Source organism: Pseudomonas sp. RC10 (genome assembly GCF_038397775.1).
Taxonomy (GTDB): domain Bacteria; phylum Pseudomonadota; class Gammaproteobacteria; order Pseudomonadales; family Pseudomonadaceae; genus Aquipseudomonas; species Aquipseudomonas bambusae.
In genome coordinates, this window is the sequence record NZ_CP151650.1 from 2446674 (window position 1) to 2466295 (window position 19622).

At 59.1% G+C, this 19622-nt stretch carries 20 protein-coding genes; 9 read left to right on the forward strand and 11 right to left on the reverse strand.

What is annotated here, in order from left to right; translation table 11 throughout:
* Nucleotides 1-428: 428 nt before the first annotated feature.
* The 3 genes from AAEO81_RS11390 to AAEO81_RS11400 are packed head-to-tail and all read left to right on the forward strand — an operon-like array spanning nt 429 to nt 3634.
* Nucleotides 429-1838, forward strand: coding sequence for a circularly permuted type 2 ATP-grasp protein (locus AAEO81_RS11390; RefSeq protein WP_341963722.1), 1410 nt, complete (start codon nt 429-431; stop codon nt 1836-1838).
* 12 nt (nt 1839-1850) lie between these two features.
* Nucleotides 1851-2810, forward strand: coding sequence for an alpha-E domain-containing protein (locus AAEO81_RS11395; RefSeq protein ID WP_166594961.1), 960 nt, complete (start codon nt 1851-1853; stop codon nt 2808-2810).
* Nucleotides 2807-3634, forward strand: a complete 828-nt coding sequence (locus AAEO81_RS11400; RefSeq protein ID WP_341963723.1) for a transglutaminase family protein — start codon at nt 2807-2809, stop codon at nt 3632-3634. Before AAEO81_RS11395 ends, AAEO81_RS11400 begins: the two co-directional genes overlap by 4 nt.
* Before the next feature lie 323 nt (nt 3635-3957).
* Here the strand turns inward: AAEO81_RS11400 and AAEO81_RS11405 are convergent, their stop codons facing one another.
* Both AAEO81_RS11405 and AAEO81_RS11410 read right to left on the reverse strand, forming a co-directional pair.
* Nucleotides 3958-4764 (reverse strand): cytochrome c, encoded by an 807-nt coding sequence (locus AAEO81_RS11405; RefSeq protein ID WP_341963724.1) that lies wholly within the window; start codon nt 4762-4764, stop codon nt 3958-3960.
* A 7-nt stretch (nt 4765-4771) separates the two neighbouring features.
* On the reverse strand, nt 4772-5143 hold the full coding sequence (locus tag AAEO81_RS11410) for a rhodanese-like domain-containing protein (protein WP_166594964.1): 372 nt from the start codon (nt 5141-5143) through the stop codon (nt 4772-4774).
* Between the two features lie 632 nt (nt 5144-5775).
* Here AAEO81_RS11410 and AAEO81_RS11415 point away from each other — a divergent pair.
* The 3 genes from AAEO81_RS11415 (at nt 5776) to AAEO81_RS11425 (ending at nt 10182) form a co-directional block, all read left to right on the forward strand.
* Nucleotides 5776-6981, forward strand: coding sequence for an acetyl-CoA C-acetyltransferase (locus AAEO81_RS11415; protein WP_341963725.1), 1206 nt, complete (start codon nt 5776-5778; stop codon nt 6979-6981).
* A gap of 184 nt (nt 6982-7165) precedes the next feature.
* Nucleotides 7166-9307, forward strand: a complete 2142-nt coding sequence (locus AAEO81_RS11420) for a 3-hydroxyacyl-CoA dehydrogenase NAD-binding domain-containing protein (RefSeq protein ID WP_341963726.1) — start codon at nt 7166-7168, stop codon at nt 9305-9307.
* A gap of 134 nt (nt 9308-9441) precedes the next feature.
* A complete protein-coding gene (locus tag AAEO81_RS11425; protein WP_341963727.1) occupies nt 9442-10182 on the forward strand; it encodes an amidotransferase in 741 nt (246 codons plus the stop codon).
* 56 nt (nt 10183-10238) lie between these two features.
* Here AAEO81_RS11425 and AAEO81_RS11430 read toward each other — a convergent pair whose 3' ends face one another.
* From AAEO81_RS11430 to pseH, 9 genes are all read right to left on the reverse strand, one after another.
* Nucleotides 10239-11210, reverse strand: coding sequence for a magnesium and cobalt transport protein CorA (locus AAEO81_RS11430; RefSeq protein ID WP_166594968.1), 972 nt, complete (start codon nt 11208-11210; stop codon nt 10239-10241).
* A 92-nt stretch (nt 11211-11302) separates the two neighbouring features.
* Nucleotides 11303-12061 (reverse strand): 1-acylglycerol-3-phosphate O-acyltransferase, encoded by a 759-nt coding sequence (locus AAEO81_RS11435; protein WP_341963728.1) that lies wholly within the window; start codon nt 12059-12061, stop codon nt 11303-11305.
* Between the two features lie 279 nt (nt 12062-12340).
* A complete protein-coding gene (locus tag AAEO81_RS11440; RefSeq protein ID WP_341963729.1) occupies nt 12341-13030 on the reverse strand; it encodes a crotonase/enoyl-CoA hydratase family protein in 690 nt (229 codons plus the stop codon).
* A gap of 142 nt (nt 13031-13172) precedes the next feature.
* Nucleotides 13173-13466, reverse strand: a complete 294-nt coding sequence (locus AAEO81_RS11445) for a DUF6388 family protein (protein WP_341963730.1) — start codon at nt 13464-13466, stop codon at nt 13173-13175.
* 328 nt (nt 13467-13794) lie between these two features.
* The gene (locus tag AAEO81_RS11450; protein ID WP_341963731.1) at nt 13795-15297 is read right to left on the reverse strand and encodes a cytosine permease; all 1503 of its coding nucleotides are present in this window, start codon (nt 15295-15297) and stop codon (nt 13795-13797) included.
* 158 nt (nt 15298-15455) lie between these two features.
* On the reverse strand, nt 15456-15863 hold the full coding sequence (locus AAEO81_RS11455; RefSeq protein WP_341963732.1) for a nuclear transport factor 2 family protein: 408 nt from the start codon (nt 15861-15863) through the stop codon (nt 15456-15458).
* A gap of 294 nt (nt 15864-16157) precedes the next feature.
* Nucleotides 16158-16589, reverse strand: coding sequence for a DUF4124 domain-containing protein (locus tag AAEO81_RS11460; protein ID WP_341963733.1), 432 nt, complete (start codon nt 16587-16589; stop codon nt 16158-16160).
* A gap of 68 nt (nt 16590-16657) precedes the next feature.
* Nucleotides 16658-17137 carry a helix-turn-helix transcriptional regulator gene (locus AAEO81_RS11465; protein ID WP_341963735.1) on the reverse strand — a complete coding sequence of 160 codons (480 nt, stop codon included), beginning with the start codon at nt 17135-17137 and terminating at the stop codon, nt 16658-16660.
* 248 nt (nt 17138-17385) lie between these two features.
* Nucleotides 17386-17943, reverse strand: a complete 558-nt coding sequence (gene pseH, locus AAEO81_RS11470; protein WP_341963736.1) for a UDP-4-amino-4,6-dideoxy-N-acetyl-beta-L-altrosamine N-acetyltransferase — start codon at nt 17941-17943, stop codon at nt 17386-17388.
* Nucleotides 17944-18060: 117 nt separating this feature from the next.
* Between pseH and AAEO81_RS11475 the strand changes: the two genes are divergently transcribed.
* From AAEO81_RS11475 to AAEO81_RS11485, 3 genes are all read left to right on the forward strand, one after another.
* A complete protein-coding gene (locus AAEO81_RS11475) occupies nt 18061-18339 on the forward strand; it encodes a type II toxin-antitoxin system RelE/ParE family toxin (protein ID WP_341963737.1) in 279 nt (92 codons plus the stop codon).
* Between the two features lie 13 nt (nt 18340-18352).
* Nucleotides 18353-18637 (forward strand): HigA family addiction module antitoxin, encoded by a 285-nt coding sequence (locus AAEO81_RS11480; RefSeq protein ID WP_341963738.1) that lies wholly within the window; start codon nt 18353-18355, stop codon nt 18635-18637.
* A gap of 111 nt (nt 18638-18748) precedes the next feature.
* Complete coding sequence (locus AAEO81_RS11485; RefSeq protein ID WP_341963739.1) at nt 18749-19498, forward strand: hypothetical protein; 750 nt, start codon at nt 18749-18751, stop codon at nt 19496-19498.
* Nucleotides 19499-19622: the final 124 nt, after the last annotated feature.

The following is a 19622-nucleotide window of genomic DNA, read 5'->3' on the forward strand; positions in this document are numbered from 1 at the left end:
TCGCGAATGAATTCGCTCCTACAGGTTCAAGTTCGCCAAAGTATCAAGCACGACATTGATTCGCAGAACATCAAAAACAGGGCAAAAAAAAGCCGCTCGGATAGGAGCGGCATAAAGGGAATATCGGTACGCAATCCTGTCACGCCAACACTCGCCGATGCAGTCTGCAGCGAGGTTATCTGCGTGAATGGCGCGATTATTCACGAACAAAGTCAGGCCGGGAAATCAACTCTGACTATGCTTCCAATAGGTTTTTCTGCAGCAGGACGCTTCTCTTTGAAGCGTAGGGGAATGGGTTAGAGCGCTTCTTGCACAGGAATGGTGCGAAGGCTTTCGCTGTTTTATTCAACTCATTGATTTCAAAGCGTTTATGCCGATGGCACGGGCCTTGCGAAGGCCTTAGTGTCCATGGTGACAAGGAGTACGGCATGATCCGCACCTTTTATGATGAGATGTACGATGCCGACGGTTCTGTCCGTCCGCATTATCGGGAATTCGCCCGCTGGCTGGGTGAAGCGCCACCTGAGTTGCTCGCTCAGCGTCGGCGTGAGGCCGATCTTTTGTTTCATCGCGCCGGGATTACCTTCACGTTGTACGGTGACGAGCAGGGGACCGAACGTCTGATCCCCTTCGATACGATTCCTCGCAGCATCCCCGCCAGTGAATGGCGCGTGGTCGAGCGCGGCTGCATCCAGCGCGTCAAGGCGCTGAACATGTTCCTCGCTGACCTTTATCACGACCAACGTATTATCAAGGCCGGGATCATCCCTGCCGAACAGGTGCTGGCCAACGAGCAGTACCAGTTGGCAATGCAAGGCCTGAACCTGCATCGCGACCTCTATTCGCACATCTCCGGGGTTGACCTGGTGCGCGATGGCGACGGCACCTATTACGTCCTCGAAGACAATCTGCGCACCCCAAGCGGCGTGAGCTACATGCTCGAAGACCGCAAAATGATGATGCGCCTGTTCCCCGAATTGTTCGCCGCGCAACGCATCGCGCCGGTCGATCACTACCCGAACCTGTTGCTCGATACGCTGAAAAGCTCCAGCCCGCTGGATAACCCGAGCGTGGTCGTGCTGACGCCGGGCCGGTTCAACAGCGCGTTCTTCGAACACGCGTTCCTGGCGCGGGAAATGGGCGTGGAACTGGTGGAAGGCGCCGACTTGTTCGTGCGCGACGACCGCGTGTTCATGCGCACCACGGACGGCCCGAAGGCAGTGGACGTGATCTACCGTCGCCTCGACGACGCGTTCCTCGATCCGCTGGCGTTCAACCCGGATTCGATGCTCGGCGTGCCGGGCCTGCTGTCGGCCTATCGCTCGGGCAATGTGGTGCTGGCCAACGCCATTGGCACCGGGGTCGCCGACGACAAATCGGTGTACCCGTTCGTGACCGACATGATCCGCTTCTACCTCGACGAAGAGCCGATCCTGAAGAACGTGCCGACCTGGCAATGCCGCAAACCGGAAGAGCTGTCCCACGTGCTCGCCAACCTGGGCGATCTGGTGGTCAAGGAAACCCAGGGCTCCGGTGGCTACGGGATGCTGGTCGGGCCGGCGGCGACGGCGGCGGAAATCGAGTCGTTTCGTGCCCGTCTGAAAGCCAAGCCTCACGCGTACATCGCTCAACCTACCTTGTCCCTGTCGACCTGTCCGACCTTCGTCGAGAACGGCATCGCCCCGCGACACATCGACCTGCGCCCCTTCGTGTTGTCTGGCCGCGAAACCCGCGTGGTTCCCGGTGGACTGACCCGCGTTGCGTTGCGCGAAGGGTCTTTGGTGGTCAACTCGTCGCAGGGTGGCGGAACCAAGGACACCTGGGTGGTCGAGGATTAAGGATGCCTGCCAATGCTAAGTAGAACTGCCTCGGATTTATATTGGATGTCGCGGTACCTGGAGCGGGCGGAAAACCTCGCACGGATGCTGGACGTCAGTTACTCGCTGTCGCTGATGCCTCAGGACGGACGCGGGGATGGCCTCAATGAACTCGCCATGCCGCTGCTGATCACCGGAACCCTGGACGATTACCGCGAGCGCCACGGCGATCTTCATGCCGAGCGCCTGCTGCATTTCTTCGCGCTGGATGCCGAGAATCCCGCCAGTATTTTCAGCTGTCTGGCGGCGGCGCGGGCCAGTGCCCATGCGGTACGTGGGCGTATTACCGCGGACATGTGGGAAAACATCAACTCGACATACCTGGAAATTCGCGGCATCGCCGAACAGGGCCTGAGCCGATATGGCATGAGTCGGTTCTGCGAGTGGGTCAAAGAGCGTTCGCACCTGTTTCGTGGGGCGACCTACGGCACCATTATGCGTAACGACGCGTTCCGTTTCATTCGGCTGGGCACCTTCATCGAACGCGCCGACAACACCCTGCGCATGCTCGATGCCCGCTATGAAATGCTTGAACTGCGCGGGCCGTCTGCCAACGCGGCAGCGGACAGCTCAGCAGCGGGTTACTACCAGTGGAGTGCCTTGCTTCGGGCACTGTCGTCGTTCGAAGCCTACACCGAGGTCTACCGCGACGCGCCGGGTGCGCGTCAAGTCGCCGAATTGCTGCTGTTGCGCGCCGACATCCCGCGTTCACTGCGCGCCTGTCTTGAAGAACTGGACCTGATTCTCGCCAGCCTGCCGGGGGCCAATGGCCGTCCCGCGCAACGCCTGGCCGCCGAACTCGACGCTCGTCTGCGCTATACCGGCATCGACGAAATCCTCGGCGAAGGCCTGCACGAATGGTTGAACGAATTCATTCCGCTGCTGGCCCAACTGGGTAACGTTATTCACACTTCCTATCTGGAGGCAGCATGAGACTGTCCATTAGTCACGAGACCACCTATCACTACGACGATCAGGTCCGCGCCAGCATCCAGTATTTGCGTCTGACCCCCCACGACAGCGAGCGCCAGCAGGTGCTCAGTTGGCAACTGGCACTGCCGCGCCCGGTGCGTGCGCAGGTCGATCCGTTCGGCAACATTCTGCACGTGTTGACCTTGGACGAACCCCATGAGGCCATCGTCATCGGCGCGCGTGGGCAGGTTGAAATCGACGAGAAGCGTGAAGCCGAACATGAAAGCCAGTCGTCGCTGCCGTTCCTGCGCTTCACCCGTCTGACCGAAGCGGACGAAGCCATGCGTGAGTTCGCGGCTCGGGAATCGAAGGCACGCACGGATCGGACCGGGCTGATCGATCTGATGCAGGCGCTGAACCAGCACATCGTTTACACACCGGGCTCAACGGCCGTCGATACCAGTGCTGCTCAAGCCTTTGCCAACGGGGCAGGGGTCTGTCAGGACCATACTCACGCGTTTCTCGCCTGCGCCCGGAGTCTTGGCGTGCCTTCGCGTTACGTGTCGGGATATTTGTACAGCGACAGCAGTGAGCATCTGTCGAGTCATGCGTGGGCAGAGGCGTGGATCGATGGTGCGTGGTACAGCTTCGATGTGACCAACCAACTGGCCATTCCTGAGCGTCATTTAAAACTGGCGGTGGGTCTGGACTACCTCGACGCCTGCCCAGTGCGTGGCATGCGTCGCGGCGGCGGGTGTGAACAGATGCACGCGAAGGTGGTGGTCTCGGACTCAGCGCCCATCGCGACGCCAGTGGTGAAGATGCAGGTGCAGCGGCAGTCGTGAGGATAGTTTCAGTTTCGATTCGTTGCTGACACGCCAAAACACTGCCTGGCACGAAACCTGTGGGAGCGAACCCATTCTGGGCGGCATTCCGACGAAAAATCGTCCGGTCGATAGAGATGTATCGGCTGGACCGGCCAATCGCGAATGAATTCGCTCCTACAGGTCAATCTGCGTCTGCCGGAACACCTCTATGTGCCGCAGAAACTCTGTAGGAGCGAATTCATTCGCGAACAGGGGTTCGGGCAATGGAGATGTGTTGGCTGTACCTGCCCATCGCAATTGAATTAGCTCCCCCAGTAGTTTTGCGTCAGGCCCGTCATGCTTTACTGGCGGACCTTTCGCCCCGCCATGTGTTTCAGATACGCCACGACCTGATCCAGCTCCTGATCCGACAACACCTCCTGCGTGATCGCCGGCATCTTCGCCTGTGGCCATTGGCGCAGGTTCTGCGGATTGCGGATGTACAGCTTCAGATAATCCCCGGCGAAATACTCGGTCGGGTTGTGCGGGATGTTCAAGTCCGGGCCCAACTGCGAATCTCCCGCGCCATTCAGCCGGTGGCAGGCGAAGCAGTTCTTTTGAAACAGCGCGAACCCTTTGTTGACCGGATCGTCTGGGCCGAGCTTCGCGTCAGGTAACAGCGCCGGGAAACGCTCGGCGACCGACGCCAGCAATTTGATCTGGCCGACCGAATACGGCCACTGCTCAGGGCTGATCTTGCTCGCCGCCGGGTTGGTCCACACCAGATAAAACGGCCCGGCGCTCGGCTTGTCCAGACTCAATCCAGGCCACGGGTGCGCGGGGTCTTCAACGGCGAGCCAGGCCTGTGAGCCGGTCTTTTGCAGCAGTGGCCCTGCGGGCATTTCCGCTGCAAAACCATCGGTGGCGACGGCTTGCAGATGGGCATCGCCTGTCACGGCTTCAAGAAGAGCCGCCACGGGCACGGCGCGATAGTGCATCTCGCGCTTGTAGGACACGTCGGCGGGGATGTCGATGTCTCGGGCTTGAGGGTGTTTCAGGAGCTGCTCGGTGGTCCAGGTCTTCGCGCCATGGCCCAGATCGACCGTCAATTGTGCCGCGTACGCAGGCAAGACCAGCAAGGTGCCGGCCAGCAGGAAAAGAAAGCGCAAGATGGGGTTACTCCGCAGGATCGTCGGTGACGTCGTACAGCGCGTTGTGCAGTTCGTCGTAGGTGCCGCCGTTGATGATGCTGTTGTAGCCCGCTTTCATCAACTTGTCTTGGGCACTGCTGGCGCGCGCGTTGCTGGAGCTGAATACGACCATCACCAGATTGCGGTCAGTCATCACCTGTTTGAGTTGCGGCACCAGACGGCGGTCGTCCACGCGCACGGCATTGAGCACCGTGCCCGCGTCATAATCGGTTTGGCTGCGCACATCGATGGCCAGTTTGCCATCCCTGATTGCGGCCACAGCCTCGGCCTGTTCGACCGGCCCGGCCTGCGCGACGACGCTGAAACCCAGTGCGAAAACTGCCAGCCACTGACGCATGCGCTCACCTCCCTGTTTCGATAGAAAGAGGGTGGCACAAATACGCTGTGTCGCAAGCGTGGATTCACCGTCTCAGCCGAACAAACGGGTCATGTTCGGCAAAATCAACAGGAGAGTGGTGGCGAAAACAATCAGCCCGGCTTGACGTACTTTCGAATGCTTGAACATGGCGCATGCCTTTTGTTGTTATTCCTGAGCGACAAAAGCTCACCGGCTTCGTCAAGGGAGGAAGCGGCAGCTGGCAAAGGTGAAATCAAAGAGCAGGTGTCCCGACAAGAGATCGGCGACGGGGGCGCTATACGAAACGTTTTTATTGCGCCTCTGCTACAGACTTAACCTTAGAGCCCACGTGCCACGCCGCTTAGAACGGTTTGATATGAATAATGCGATTTGGTTAGGAAGAATGGCGATAAGGCGATTCGCTAGCATGAAACACTCCCTTGCTAGACGCATCGGCGGAAATCACGGGAACTCCGATAGCTGACTACCGTTCGTCCGAGTCCGAAACTTCCCACAACGAGCTAGTCTTGATCACAGTCAAGTGAACTGAGCACTTCCATCATTGAACGTATCTGTGTGACCGTTATGGTGTCAGCAGAACAAAAATTTCCAGCAGGGCAGCGAGGGACACAATGACCGAAGCGTTTATTTTCGATGCGCTGCGCACACCCCGTGGCAAAGGCAAGCCCGACGGGTCGCTGTACAGCGTGAAGCCAGTGGATTTGCTGGCGGGGTTGATGAGGGAGCTGCAACTGCGCACGCATCTGGACACTGCACAGGTCGACGACATCGTGCTGGGTTGTGTGACGCCGATTGGCGATCAGGGCGCCGACATTGCCAAGACGGCGGCGCTGGTCGCCGACTGGGCCGTCAATGTGGCGGGCGTGCAGGTCAACCGGTTCTGTGCCTCAGGCCTGGAAGCGGTGAATCTGGGGGCGATGAAAATTCGATCCGGATTTGAGGACCTGGTGGTGGTCGGCGGCGTGGAGTCCATGTCTCGCGTGCCGATGGGCAGCGACGGGGGCGCCTGGGTGCTGGACCCGCTGACCAACCTGCACACCCAGTTCACCCCTCAAGGCATCGGCGCGGACCTCATCGCGACGATTGAAGGCTTCAGTCGAGAGGATGTGGACCGGTTTGCGCTGCACTCCCAACAAAAAGCCGCAGCCGCCCATGAACGCGGGGCGTTTCGCCGATCACTGGTGCCTGTTCGCGATCAGAACGGCCTGTTGCTGCTGGACCATGACGAGTTCATTCGCGGCGACTCGACGCTGGACGGCTTGGCCAAACTCAAGCCCAGCTTCGAAGCCATCGGCCAGATGGGGTACGACGCAACGGCGCTGCGGGTCTACAGCCATGTCGAACGCATCCACCACGTGCACACGCCAGGCAACAGCTCGGGGATCGTCGATGGCGCGGCGTTGATGCTGGTGGGGTCGCAGCAAAAGGGTCAGGAACTGGGGTTGCGGCCTCGGGCGCGGATCGTGGCGACGGCGGTGACCAGCACTGACCCGACCATCATGCTCACCGGGCCCGGGCCGGCGACACGCAAAGCGTTGGCGCGAGCGGGGTTGAAGATCGAGGACATCGACCTGTTCGAAGTGAACGAAGCCTTCGCCTCGGTGGTGTTGAAGTTCATCAAGGACATGAACGTGGACCCGGACAAGGTCAACGTCAACGGCGGCTCGATTGCCCTGGGTCACCCCCTCGGCGCCACTGGCTGCATCATCCTCGGCACCTTGCTCGACGAACTCGAAGCGCGCCAGCTGCGGTACGGGCTGGCGACCCTGTGCGTGGGCGGTGGCATGGGGATTGCGACGATTATCGAGCGGGTGTGATGCACGGTGGCGCACGATACCTGTAGGAGCGAATTCATTCGCGAAGGGGCGGTACGAACAATGCGTCTCTGTCGCTCGTGCGATTTTCGCGAATGAATTCGCTCCCACAGAGGCTGTATTCCACAGATGAAGACCCAGACGCCGCACATCTTTCCTACAAAAACAGCTTCAGGAAGAAGACCGCATGACTGACGCCATCCACTACGACCTCGGCCCCGATCAGATCGTGACGCTCACGCTCGACATGCCCGGCCAGCAGGCCAACACCATGAACGAGACCTATCGCCAGGCGATGGGTGAAACACTGGCTCGTTTGCAGGTCGACAAAAGCAGCCTCGTCGGCGTGATCATCCGCTCGGCGAAAAAGACCTTCTTTGCCGGGGGCGATCTCAACGAGCTGGTGCAGGTGGATCAAGCCCGCGCCCCGTGGTTCTACCAGATGACGCTGAACCTCAAGGCGCAGCTCCGCGCTCTGGAAACCCTCGGCAAACCCGTGGTCGCCGCGATCAATGGCGCGGCGCTGGGAGGGGGATGGGAACTGTGCCTCGCGTGCCACCATCGCATCGCGCTGGACGAAAGACACGTGCGCCTCGGCTTGCCGGAAGTCACCCTCGGCTTGCTGCCAGGTGGCGGCGGCACGGTGCGGCTGGTGCGGATGCTGGGGCTGGAAAAGGCGTTGCCGCTGCTCATGGAAGGCCGAATCCTTAACCCACAACAAGCGCTCAAGGCGGGGCTGATCGATCAGTTGGCCCACGATGCCGAGGACCTGCTGGCCAAGGCGCGCGAGTGGATTCTGGCCAACCCGTCGCCGAGCAAGGCGTGGGATCAGCCGGGGTTTCAGATTCCCGGCGGCACGCCTTCAAACCCGAAAGTGGCGCAGATGCTAGCGATTGCCCCGTCAATGCTGCGCAGCAAAACCCAAGGTCTGTACCCCGCGCCCGAAAAGATCCTCGCCGCCGCCGTTGAAGGCGCGCAGGTGGATTTCGCCACCGCCGAAAAGATCGAGGCCCGCTATTTTACGGAGCTGACCACCGGCCAGATCGCCAAGAACATGATTGGCACCTGGTTTCAGCTCAATGAACTCAATGCCGGGGAATCGCGGCCCAAGGCACCTCCCGTCTACCACATGCGCAAGGTCGGGATTCTCGGCGCCGGGATGATGGGCGGCGGCATCGCTTATGTGACCGCGCTGGCCGGGGTCGACGTGGTGCTGAAGGACGTCAACCTGGCCACGGCGCAAAAGGGCAAAGACTACTCCGTCCGGCTGCTCGACAAGCAGGTCGCCAGCGGCCGGATCAAGCCCGAACAGCGCGATGCCGTGCTGGGCCGGATCAAGACCACGGGTCGGGATAGCGATCTTGAAGGCTGCGACCTGATCATCGAAGCGGTGTTTGAAGACCGTGAACTCAAGGCCCAGGTCAGCGCTGCCGCCGAGCAAGTGGTGGTGCCGTACGCGGTGATCGCTTCCAACACCTCGACGCTGCCGATCACCGGGCTGGCCACGGCGGTCAGCCGACAGGAGCGATTCGTCGGCATGCATTTCTTCAGCCCTGTGGACAAGATGCGTCTGGTGGAAATCATCAAGGGTGCTCGCACCAACGACATGACCCTGGCCCGTGCGTTTGACTTCGTGCAGCAGATCAACAAGACCCCCATCGTGGTCAACGACGCCCGTGGCTTCTTCACCTCCCGCGTGTTCGCGACCTTTACCAATGAAGGCATCGCCATGCTCGGTGAAGGCATTTCGGCGGTGATGATCGAAACCGAAGCGCGCAAGGCCGGGATGCCGGTCGGGCCATTGGCGGTGTCTGACGAAGTGTCCCTCAGCCTCATGAGCCACATCCGTCAGCAGGCGCGGAAGGATCTGGCGGAGCAAGGCGAAACACCAACAGAGCACCCGGCCACGGCGGTCATCGACTTGTTGCTGAACGAATACAAGCGCGCGGGCAAAGCGGCGGGGGGCGGTTTCTACGATTACCCCGAAGGTGCGCCCAAACGCCTGTGGCTTGAACTCAAGGCCCGCTTCGAAAAGCCCGACGCGCAGATCGCGGGACAGGAAATTCGCGACCGGTTGCTGTTCATTCAGGCCATTGAGACCGTGCGCTGTGTGGAGGAGGGCGTGTTGCGCTCGACCACCGACGCCAACATCGGCTCGATCTTCGGCATCGGCTTTCCGGCGTGGACCGGCGGCGCGTTGCAGTTCATCAATCAGTATGGGCTCAAGGACTTCGTCGCCCGCGCGCAGTATCTGGCAAAGCACTACGGCGAGCGTTTTGAGCCGCCCGCGCTGTTGCTGGACAAGGCGCTCAATGGCCAAACGTTCTGATCGCGGTGATGTTGTCCTGTACAGCAGCCGTTCAGACTTAGGTCAAATGACGGCACAGTGGCCCTTGCCTTGCCCCAGCCTTCAAGGCAGGCTTGGGCGTGTGCATTTTCGCCTTGTCGCTTCAGGTATTTTTCATGTCGTTACGCATCTGCATTCTCGAAACCGACGTTCTTCGCCCGGAACTGGTCGATCAATACACAGGTTATGGGCGGATGTTCGAATCCCTGTTCTCGCGCCAGCCGATCCCCGCCGAATTCGTCGTCTACAACGTGATGCACGGCAATTACCCGTCAGATGACGAGCATTTCGACGCGTACCTGATCACCGGCTCCAAGGCCGATTCCTTCGGCACCGACCCGTGGATTCAAACCCTCAAGACCTACCTGTTGGAGCGCTACAAGCGTGGCGACAAGCTGCTGGGCGTGTGCTTCGGCCATCAATTATTGGCCCTGCTGCTGGGTGGCAAGACCGAACGCGCGACTCAAGGATGGGGTGTGGGCATTCACCACTACGATCTGGCGCCTGCCACGCCGTGGATGACTCCGGCGATGGACAAACTGACCCTGCTGATCAGCCACCAGGATCAGGTCACGGCATTGCCCGAAGGCGCGACGGTCATCGCTTCAAGCCCGTTCTGCCAGTTCGCGGCGTACCACATCAACGACCAAGTGCTGTGCTTTCAGGGCCACCCCGAATTCATCCACGAGTACTCGCGCACCCTGCTCGATATTCGTCAGGATGCGTTGGGCCAACAGGTGTACAGCAAAGGCGTTGCCAGCCTGGAAGAAGACCACCACGGCACGACCGTGGCGGAGTGGATGATGCGGTTTGTGGCCAACAAGCCGGCCAATGGCAAGCAACCAGCGGCAAGCTGACAACAGCGACGAGGTACAAGCGCAGAGAACTTGAAACTTGTAGCTCGCCCGCTGCTTCACAACCAGCCCGACCGCTTGAAGCTCGCAAACAGAATTCCGCACCCGCCCACTATCACCCCCAACACCGCGAAATAGCCGTAATGCCAGCTCAGCTCCGGCATGTTCTGGAAGTTCATCCCGTAAATCCCGGCAATCGCGGTCGGGAACGCCAGGATCGCAGCCCACGCGGCGAATTTGCGTTGGGTCAGGCTTTGCCGTGATGACTCCAGCAACAGGCCGATTTCAATGGTCTGGCTGGCGATGTCCCGCAGGTTGGCCAAATCCTCCATCTGCCGTTTCACATGGATTTCCACGTCACGGAAATACGGGCGCATGTTCTTGTCGATAAAGGGGAAGCTCAGCTTCTGCAACTCTTCCCCGATCTCAACCATTGGCGCTACGTAACGCCGAAGGCGCAGCAAATCCCGTCGCAAGGCGTGGATGCGGTGAATGTCGGCTTCGTTGAGCTCTGTGCTGAGGACGCTGTGTTCCAGTTCCTCAAGCTCGCAGTGAATGGCCTCGGTGACCGGCTGATAGTTTTCAGTCACGAAATCGAGCAGGGCATAAAGCACGAAATCTTCGCCGTGCTCCAGCAACAGCGGCCGCGCCTCGCAACGTTGGCGCACCAGACCGTAGGACTTCGAATCGCCATTGCGCGAAGTGATGATGTAGCCCTTACCCGCGAAGATGTGGGTTTCGATGAAGATCAGCTTGCCGTTCTCGCGGATTGGCGCGTACGTCACGATGAACAGTGCGTCGCCGAAGGTCTCCAGCTTGGGGCGGCTATGGACTTCCAGCGCATCCTCGATGGCCAGTTCATGCAGACAGAATTGCTTTTGCAGCGTGGCCAGCTCTTGAGCGTTGGGCTGCTCCAGGCCGATCCAGACGAAATGGCCGGGCTTTGCGGCCCAGGCGGCCCCTTCGTCGAGGGTGATGTTAGTGACTTTTTTCCCGGCGCTGTAAACCGCGGCAGCAACGACTCGACCCATGATGGTTGGCTTCTTCTTCTAGGAGGACATCACACGCAGCTTAGCGTGCTCTCTCCTGTCAGAGTCGGCCAACTTCGACGAGTTCGAGGGTTTTAGGTGAGTTGTTCAGCGTCGGTTTGGGCAAGCGCCTCGTGGGTGCGCTGCGGGTTGTCCATTTGCTCGATGCAGGCTTGCATCTGGCTGTGGCACAGGGCGATCAGCTCCGGGATGTCATCGCTGGTCAGGCCGGTGGTGGACAATGCGGGCAGCGAGCGAATCATCACTTGGCCGCTGTCCCATTCGTTCAGGCGCATGTCCCGGACGTAGGTGCTGACACACACCGGCACGATGGGCACACCGGCGTCGATGGCCATCTGGAACGCGCCGCGTTTGAACGGCAGCAGACCTTTGCCCTGATTGCGGGTGCCCTCGGGGAAGACCCAGATCGACGTGTCTTTGTGTTGCAACGCCTCGGTGGTCTTGCGAATGGAAAGCCGCGCGCGCAGGGGGTTGCCACGGTCGATCAGCACATTGCCTGCCAGCCAGAACAGCTGGCCGAAAAACGGCACCCATTTCAGGCTCTTCTTGCCGATGCAGACGGTGCGTGGCGGCACGATGTTGCCGAGGATGAACAGGTCGTAGTTCGACTGGTGGTTGGCGACGATCACGCACGGGCGGGAGCGATCGAAATGCGCGCCCATCTGGGCCTTGAGGCGCAGGCGCAGAATCCACATCGCCGGCAGTGCGTAGAGGCGGGCGCACAGGCGGCTGTTGTCGGGGTTGAACGGACGGCAGATGCCCAGCGCCAGACCCAACGCACCGGCGATGACGAAATGCACACCCATCAGCAACATACGCAGGACGAACAGCATGCGAACCACTCTCGTAACAAAAGGTGGCGCAGTGTACGGATGTGCACTTGAATCGGCAAATGCCAGACAGACGGGTGGTATTCGGCGAATTTAAGCGGATGTTTCAAGAGTCCGTGAACGACCCGGGTCGCGCTGTGGGAGCGCATGGCCCCCTGTAGGAGTGAGCTTGCTCGCGAAAGCGCCCGTCCAGTCAATCGGTGTGTGGCTGACAGATGGCCTTCGCGAGCAAGCTCACTCCTACAGGTGCGTGCGTCAATCAGAGGGGCTGGCGAGCCGCCCTTAAAACTGATGCTGTCGATCCAGCTCGATAGCCATGTCCAGCGTTTCCAGAAACGCCTTGCGCACCTTCAATTTGGTCTGCTTGTGCGCCTTCATGTTGATCTTCTTCAGCTGCAAGGCCACGGTGCGTGCGGTGTCGACGAGCTCTTCGGGCGCCACGACCTTGTCCAGAAAACCGGCCTGAAGCGCGTCGTGGGGGGCGAACATTTCACCGTTGATCACCGAGCGGCCAAACGCGCTGTTGCTCAGGCGATCACGGGCCAGTTCGATGCCCGCGTGGTGCATGGTCATGCCGATCTGCACTTCGTTCAGACCGATGCTGAACGGGCCTTCGACGCCAATGCGATAGTCCGCCGACAGCAGCAGAAAGGCGCCTTTGGCCACGGCATGCCCGCCGCAGGCAATCACGATAGGGAAGGGGTGCGACAACATGCGGCGGGCCAGCGTCGAGCCAGCGGCGACCAGGTCCATCGCGGCTTCGGGGCTGGAGGTCATGATTTTCAGGTCATAGCCGCCAGAAAGAATGCCCGGCTGCCCGGTGATGATCACCACGGCGCGGTCTTTCTCGGCTTGATCCAGGGCGGCATTGAAAGCAGCGACCACATCGCCGCTGATGGCGTTGACCTTGCCGTTGCTCAGGGTGAGCGTGGCGACGCCGTCGTCCAGTTGATAGGCGACCAAATCACTCATGGCACGAGTCCTTATTGTTGTGAGATGGCGCAGACGTTACTCACCCCAAGGGGCAAGGTAAAGCGCTAAGGGTGACTGGCAAGTCAGGGTTTCGGGCCGCGTGGAGGGCAGAAAGGTGCGGCCCGAGGGAGTGGGACGGGGTTTACTCAGGAATGGCGTTTGCGGCGCGGTATTCTTCCCAGTCGATGCCGAGGGTTTCAGCCGCTTCTTTATGGGCTTCAAGTCGCATCGACTTGAGTTGCTCGGGTGTTTCAGCGACGAAAGTCAACGCCAGTTCCCATGTCTCGATGCCTTGGGCCTCTGCTTCATCTTCGAAGGCCCAGCGAATCTGATCTTGCTGGTCTTTCGCGGAAAGGTTTGCGATCTCGGCCTGAAGGGTCGGGTTGGTCACGATGTACTTTGCCAGGGCAGCTTCGGTCCAGTCATTTGCGTTCATGCGAAGAGATCTCCAATAGAGCGAGCTGTCGTAGGCTTTGAACGATAAGTGGCTGCGCTCAGCCAGGCTGCGTTAAAAACAGGCTCGGAATGCTGATTTAGGTCCCTAAAGTCGATCGCGACCCCGGCCGTTCCTCACCTGTTTTTGCCTTGCCTGGCTTTCGCTCGCCGACTTCTCGTCCAAACCCGTTTTTTGTAGGTCACTGACGTGAAAACCGATTGTGCGGGATGTCGGTCGCGGGTGCCACCCGTAGATGCGCCACCGGTCGTGCTGAAAACGAAAAGGGCCCGCTGATTGGCGAGCCCTTTCTTTAACGGCGGATGGTCGCTTAACCGATGGCCATCGGCTTCTTCACGTTGCGGTGGGCGTTGCTGCCCAGCAGCGGGTGCGGGCCGTGGTCGCCGTACACGCCCACCGGTTCCGGGAAGGTGCGCAGCAGCGTGATGTACAGCAGCGCCGCCAGGCCCAGGGTGATCGGCAGGCTAATGTCGATACCGCCTGCCAGATTACCCAAAGGTCCCACGAACTGCCCCGGCAGGTTCACGAAGCACAGGCCCACCACCGCGCTCGGAATCCAGGCACCCAGACCGCGCCAGTTCCAGCCGTGCTCGAACCAGTAATGACCGCCACTTTGGCCACGGGTGAACACTTGCAGGTCAGCCGGGTGGTAGAAGCCACGTCGGATGATCAGCCCCAACACCATGATCACGATCCACGGCGAGGTGCAGGTGACGATCAGCACCGCGAAGGTCGACACGCTCTGCACCAGGTTGAAGGCGAAACGGCCGATGAAGATGAAGGCAATGGCTGCGATACCGATCAGAATCGTCGCCTGTGCGCGGTTCAACAGGCGCGGGAACATGCTCGACATGTCCAGACCCGTGCCATACAGCGAGGTGGTGCCGGTGGACATGCCGCCGATGATCGCGATCAGGCACACCGGCAGGAAGAACCAGCTCGGCGACACGGCCAGCAGCCCGCCCACATAGTTGTTGTCAGTGATGTACTGCGGCGCTTGGGTCGCGACGATGGTCGCGGTGCACAGGCCGAACAGGAACGGAATCAGGGTGCAGACCTGTGCCAGAAACACCGACGCCATGATGCGTTTTTTCGACGTATGCCGTGGGATGTAGCGCGACCAGTCACCCAGAAACGCGCCGAAGGACACCGGGTTGCTCATCGCCAGCAATGCCGCGCCGATAAACGCCGCCCAGAAACCTTCGCTGCCCTGATTCACGGTGCCCGCAAACCCCGCGTCGAAGCTGCCGCTGAACGCGAAGATGCCCAGCAGGAACAGCAGGCTCGACGCGAACACCGCGATCTTGTTGACCCACAGCATGAAGCGGAAGCCGTAGATGCACACCACCAACACCAGCACCGCGAACACCCCGTAGGCGACGGCCAGGGTCAGGTCGTTTTCCGGCAGGCCGACCATGCGCTTGGCGCCGCCGATCAGCGCATCGCCTGAACTCCACACCGACAGCGAAAAGAACGCCACGGCCGTCAGCAACGAGAGGAACGAGCCGACAATCCGCCCGTGAACGCCGAAGTGGGCGCCCGAAGACACGGCGTTGTTGGTGCCATTCAGCGCGCCGAACAGTCCCATCGGCGCCAGAATGATCGAGCCCAGCACGATGCCCAGAAGGATCGACCAGACACCGGCCTGGAAGGACAACCCGAACAGCACCGGGAAACTGCCCAGCACCGCCGTGGCAAAGGTGTTCGCTCCGCCGAAGGTCAAGCGAAACAGATCGATCGGTGATGCATCGCGTTGATTGTCCGGAATTTGTTCGACACCAAAGGTTTCGATACGGGTTGTGGGATGTGACATGACGGATTCCTGCGCGCTGTCGTGTTGTTATGAGGCCTGCATCTGCATGCGGCCCGTATTTTTTCGACCGGATGTCTCGCGGCCGTGGCATTGGCAGTGGTCGGTATTCCGACCGAAAGTGCGTAAACGTTTTGATTCTTATAAATGAATGGGCGCGGCTACACGGTGTGCTCGGGCTGCACCGACAGGTGTTCGTGGCAGCACAACCAACGGCGACCGTCGTGCCGGAAGACAATGGTTTCACGCTCTTGGAACTGGCTTTCTTCGGTGCCGAAACGGACGCGGGTTGCGACGTCGTGCATGAAAATCGCCACGTCACCCTGAAGGCTGATGTGCGCGTTGCTGGAGTGGCAATCGAGCACTGCAAAGCCGTCCGCTTGCCAGCCCGCCCACACCTCGCGATACGCGGCGCGGGACAGCAGCGGAGCAGGGAGGGTGTAGAAGAAAAAGGTCGCGTCCTCGCTAAACGCCTCGAAATACGCGTCGGTGTCGTTGCTGGCGAAGGCGGCGATCAGGGCGGCTGCGGCGTGCTGAACGTGTTCTTTGAGGTGCGGGGTGGAGGTCATGGCCGGCTCGTTTTTGTGATTCTGGCGATGGGGCACGACTTTAAGCAGCTCTTACATTCGGTAACATCGTTGCCGATAAATACTTAGTTCAGGAAATTCGGAAGTAAGGCTTACACGTTCTTCCCGTGCAGGCTTGTCTGGGATCGTGGTATGCCATGGGTTCATCGTTCACCAGGCTGCCGTTTTCGCTGCCGCCGTAACCTCCGGCGTCTCCGACGGGATCGAGCCACGTCGATGATCTGCTAACGCCATCAAACCTGTGGGAGCAGCCGGAGGTTACGACGGCCGCGAAGGCTATTTCGCGCCGGACTGAAACAGGCTGCCTTTCACCGGCTGGCGAACCCTCCCCCCCGACGGGTCGAAACACGCGCTGTTGTAAACCGGTGCGACACAGCGAGAGGGCACACCCGGAGGAGGTGGGCGGATGGCCTGCATGTGATCGGAAATTTCTTTTTCGTTGGTGATGATGATCCGGCTGCGTCGACTGACCTGCAGAATTTCGGTGGCGTTTTTATTCAGCCGATCAGGGAAATCCCGCTCCTCCCAATCGCTGGACAGGCGCGACTGGCCGGGGCGCTGCGGCATCGCCTCACCCACGTAATCCGGGCAGGGGGTCGAAGCAAAGCTGATCTTGCCGTCCCGCGCGACGCATTTGAACACCTCGGCGCTGGCCGCTTCACTGAGAACCAGTGCAATGCCCGTCAGCGCGAATAACAACCCTTTCATTGAAGCCCTCCCTGTGTGGCGCAAGGCTACCACCGGAAAGAGGGGCTGTCAGCGGGCGGCGACAGGTGTCAGTGGGTTTCGTGAGTGGCTTTCTGCACCTTGGCCAGTGCCAGCGCAACGAACATATCGGCATCGCCCTGCAACACCCGCAGATGATCCTCGACGTGGTCGGCATTGCTGCGCTGCTCCTTGGTGTCCACCAGGCGCGTGACCTCACACAGCGCATTGGCCGTCACCCACAGGCTTTGTCGCAACTGTCCGATAATCCTCACTACACTTTCGGCGCTGTCGTGATCGTCATCAGGCTGACCGAGGGAAGGCAGCATCGGCACCTCCATCCGGTTGTTCGAATCGATGCCGGTGACGACACGACTGATGTCGACGCCGGCCGCCGCGATACGAAACAGATAATCGGCCCGGGGCAAACGCTGCCCACTTTCATAATGACCTTGAGCATTCGCCTCGACACCACCGATGGCGCCCAAGGCGCTCTGAGTGAGCTTCAAGCGTTTTCGTTCCTGCTTCAGGCGTTTGCCAATACCGTTCATCAACCTACTCCTGCGAAATCCGCGTCCTTTTTTCGTTCTGATGGCCGCGCAATGGGGGCTGGAATACGGGCTGGGTGATCTGACGCAAAACTAGCCTCGTACGTGATCGTTTCCCTCCGAACGGAGGTTACGACGCATAGACATTAGCTCCTCGAAAGGCGGGATGAAACGCTTTCCGATGTTCTGCGGGAAGTTAATGAACGGCGTAGCCAAAACCCGGTCAGAAACCTTCTGGTCGGATGTACGACTCATCCGTTCGAATGGGTTAGCCTCGCGATCAATGGCTCGATGGCCGGGCGCCGCGCTTGCCACTCGGCTTTCGTGATCCCCAGCAACACGACATCAATGCGCTGACCCTCCTTGATGATGTTTTGCCGACGCACGCCCTCGATCAGAAACCCGAACTTCTGATGCATCTTGATCACCGCCGGATTGCTCTCCAGCACCTCGCAATTCAGCTTCTCAAGCCCCGCCACATTAAAGGCATGATCGAGCATCCAGAACTCCACCTGACTCCCCAGCCCTTTGCCCTGCAAACGCGCATCCAGATAAAACGCCCAATCCGCTGTCTTCTGCGCGGCATTGATCGCACTCAACGACACCACCCCCGCCAACACCCCGTCGAGCATCGCCACAAACACCGACTGCCGAGCGTTCCCCACCAACGATGCGAGCCAGGCGTCATGTTCCGATTGAGTGATTTCGTGGGAGGTGTACATGAACCTGCGCACGTCCTCCTGATTCCGAAGCTGCCGCACGGCGGATTGAATGGCGGGAGGGGATTCGATCAGGGGGGTGAAGTGCATGGGGAGACTTCCGTGTGGCAGAGAATTCAAGGCGGATGATCGCCCAGATACATTTTGTAAGGGAAGGGCTTACGCTTTGTTTTCGCCGGGTGTAAGGTTGTGCCTTACACTTGCGCCATGATCAAAAGCTTCCGACATAAAGGCCTGAAGGCCCTCTACAAAACTGGCAATGCTCGTGGCGTCAGGGCAGATCATGTTTCCCGACTCAGGCGTTTGCTCTCTTTGCTGGATGTGGCGACCGTTCCAAGTGACATGGACCGTCCTGGTAATAGACTTCATCCCCTCAAGGGCGAGCTATCGGGCTATTGGTCAGTAAGCGTTTCGGGTAACTGGCGGGTGATCTACCGGTTTGATGGCAACGACGTCGAGTTGGTCGATTACCTCGATTACCACTGAAAGGAGAATGGAAATGAGCCTGTTCAACCCTCCCCATCCGGGAGAAGGCCTTCGTGAAGACGTGCTGCCTGCGCTCGGTCTGACCATCACCGCATTGGCCGCGCACCTTGGATACTCGCGTGGGCAGTTGTCGACGGTACTTAACTGCCGAGCAGCCTTGTCAGCGGATCTGGCCTGGCGTCTGGAAATGGCGGGGCTCGGCAGTGCCAAGGCCTACTTGGCCGAGCAGGCGGCGTACGACCTTTGGCAAGCACAGCAGCGCGAGATGCCGCACATTACTCGTCTCGCGGTCGCTTGATCGAGGCGGGGCTGCTTCAGAAATTAATCTCCAATATGTTATGAATAATGCAGCATAGTCGTTGTTTAGTTCATTATCTATTTATGGTGGTTGTAAATTTAGGAATGGAACATGGCAATAATCAATAAGCCCACTCTGGGCACCCCGAAAAAAGCATGGCAATATTATTCACACCACATGACTGCCTCATTGTTGATTCGCGAGTTTTTTGACGCAGGCTATTACGTCGCCGCCATCGACTCTTGGGAATCTAGTAGCGGGGCTTTTTTGAAAATTGCCGCTGAGCGAAGGGGTACGAATACGCAATTGCTAGCAACTGTCGCTGACCATAACACCCGAGCCAAATCCTTCAAAAATGATGACCACCACGAACTGAATAGCCATTGCTTCATCAACATGTGGTCTGCTTTCGAGGCAGGATTGGACAATATTTTGGCCAGCTATATCCTGAACGATGAGCTATTGCAGCTCAAGGTTGAGAGTTTGTTGAACACAAAGATATTGGCCAAAGACCTTGATTACGACACCTGCTTAGCGTTTGCCGCACGGCTTCAAATGAAACTCAAGCGCAATTTAAGTTTTGCGAGTCGTATGGCGGAACTATTCGACTTTATAGATCTGCCATTGGAGTTGGAGGAGAACCCTTTGCTTAATGAAGCTCACGCGATGAGAAATATCATTCTTCACCGATATGGTGAAGTCCGAAAACAGGATGCAGATAAATTTCCAACACTCGAACCTTGGGTTGGGAAAGTAAGACCGATTAGAAAGGAGCTGCTTAGTATGTATTTTTCGGCGATGAACGAGTTTTTGATGGCCATTTTTAACTCCATCGCTTCAAGTAGATATGTTAATGATTGATAAACTGGCACTTACCGGTATGCGCGGCAGAAACTCTTAGTAAATAGTTGTCCAGAGGCTGGCTTGCTTTGATCACCTGCATATCGGAGTAGGACTGATTCGCAGGAGGTATGATGCATAGATG

Bases quoted from the DNA above. Each gene is read 5' to 3' on its own strand.
- AAEO81_RS11455 (WP_341963732.1), bottom strand. From the start codon at position 15,863: ATGACCTCCACCCCGCACCTCAAAGAACACGTTCAGCACGCCGCAGCC.
- AAEO81_RS11400 (WP_341963723.1), top strand. From the start codon at position 2,807: ATGAGACTGTCCATTAGTCACGAGACCACCTATCACTACGACGATCAG.
- AAEO81_RS11435 (WP_341963728.1), bottom strand. From the start codon at position 12,061: ATGCTGTTCGTCCTGCGTATGTTGCTGATGGGTGTGCATTTCGTCATC.
- AAEO81_RS11485 (WP_341963739.1), top strand. From the start codon at position 18,749: ATGGCAATAATCAATAAGCCCACTCTGGGCACCCCGAAAAAAGCATGG.
- AAEO81_RS11480 (WP_341963738.1), top strand. From the start codon at position 18,353: ATGAGCCTGTTCAACCCTCCCCATCCGGGAGAAGGCCTTCGTGAAGAC.
- AAEO81_RS11445 (WP_341963730.1), bottom strand. From the start codon at position 13,466: ATGAACGCAAATGACTGGACCGAAGCTGCCCTGGCAAAGTACATCGTG.
- AAEO81_RS11420 (WP_341963726.1), top strand. From the start codon at position 7,166: ATGACTGACGCCATCCACTACGACCTCGGCCCCGATCAGATCGTGACG.
- AAEO81_RS11475 (WP_341963737.1), top strand. From the start codon at position 18,061: ATGATCAAAAGCTTCCGACATAAAGGCCTGAAGGCCCTCTACAAAACT.
- AAEO81_RS11415 (WP_341963725.1), top strand. From the start codon at position 5,776: ATGACCGAAGCGTTTATTTTCGATGCGCTGCGCACACCCCGTGGCAAA.
- AAEO81_RS11410 (WP_166594964.1), bottom strand. From the start codon at position 5,143: ATGCGTCAGTGGCTGGCAGTTTTCGCACTGGGTTTCAGCGTCGTCGCG.
- AAEO81_RS11430 (WP_166594968.1), bottom strand. From the start codon at position 11,210: ATGGGTCGAGTCGTTGCTGCCGCGGTTTACAGCGCCGGGAAAAAAGTC.
- AAEO81_RS11395 (WP_166594961.1), top strand. From the start codon at position 1,851: ATGCTAAGTAGAACTGCCTCGGATTTATATTGGATGTCGCGGTACCTG.
- AAEO81_RS11425 (WP_341963727.1), top strand. From the start codon at position 9,442: ATGTCGTTACGCATCTGCATTCTCGAAACCGACGTTCTTCGCCCGGAA.
- pseH (WP_341963736.1), bottom strand. From the start codon at position 17,943: ATGCACTTCACCCCCCTGATCGAATCCCCTCCCGCCATTCAATCCGCC.
- AAEO81_RS11390 (WP_341963722.1), top strand. From the start codon at position 429: ATGATCCGCACCTTTTATGATGAGATGTACGATGCCGACGGTTCTGTC.
- AAEO81_RS11465 (WP_341963735.1), bottom strand. From the start codon at position 17,137: ATGAACGGTATTGGCAAACGCCTGAAGCAGGAACGAAAACGCTTGAAG.
- AAEO81_RS11440 (WP_341963729.1), bottom strand. From the start codon at position 13,030: ATGAGTGATTTGGTCGCCTATCAACTGGACGACGGCGTCGCCACGCTC.
- AAEO81_RS11450 (WP_341963731.1), bottom strand. From the start codon at position 15,297: ATGTCACATCCCACAACCCGTATCGAAACCTTTGGTGTCGAACAAATT.
- AAEO81_RS11460 (WP_341963733.1), bottom strand. From the start codon at position 16,589: ATGAAAGGGTTGTTATTCGCGCTGACGGGCATTGCACTGGTTCTCAGT.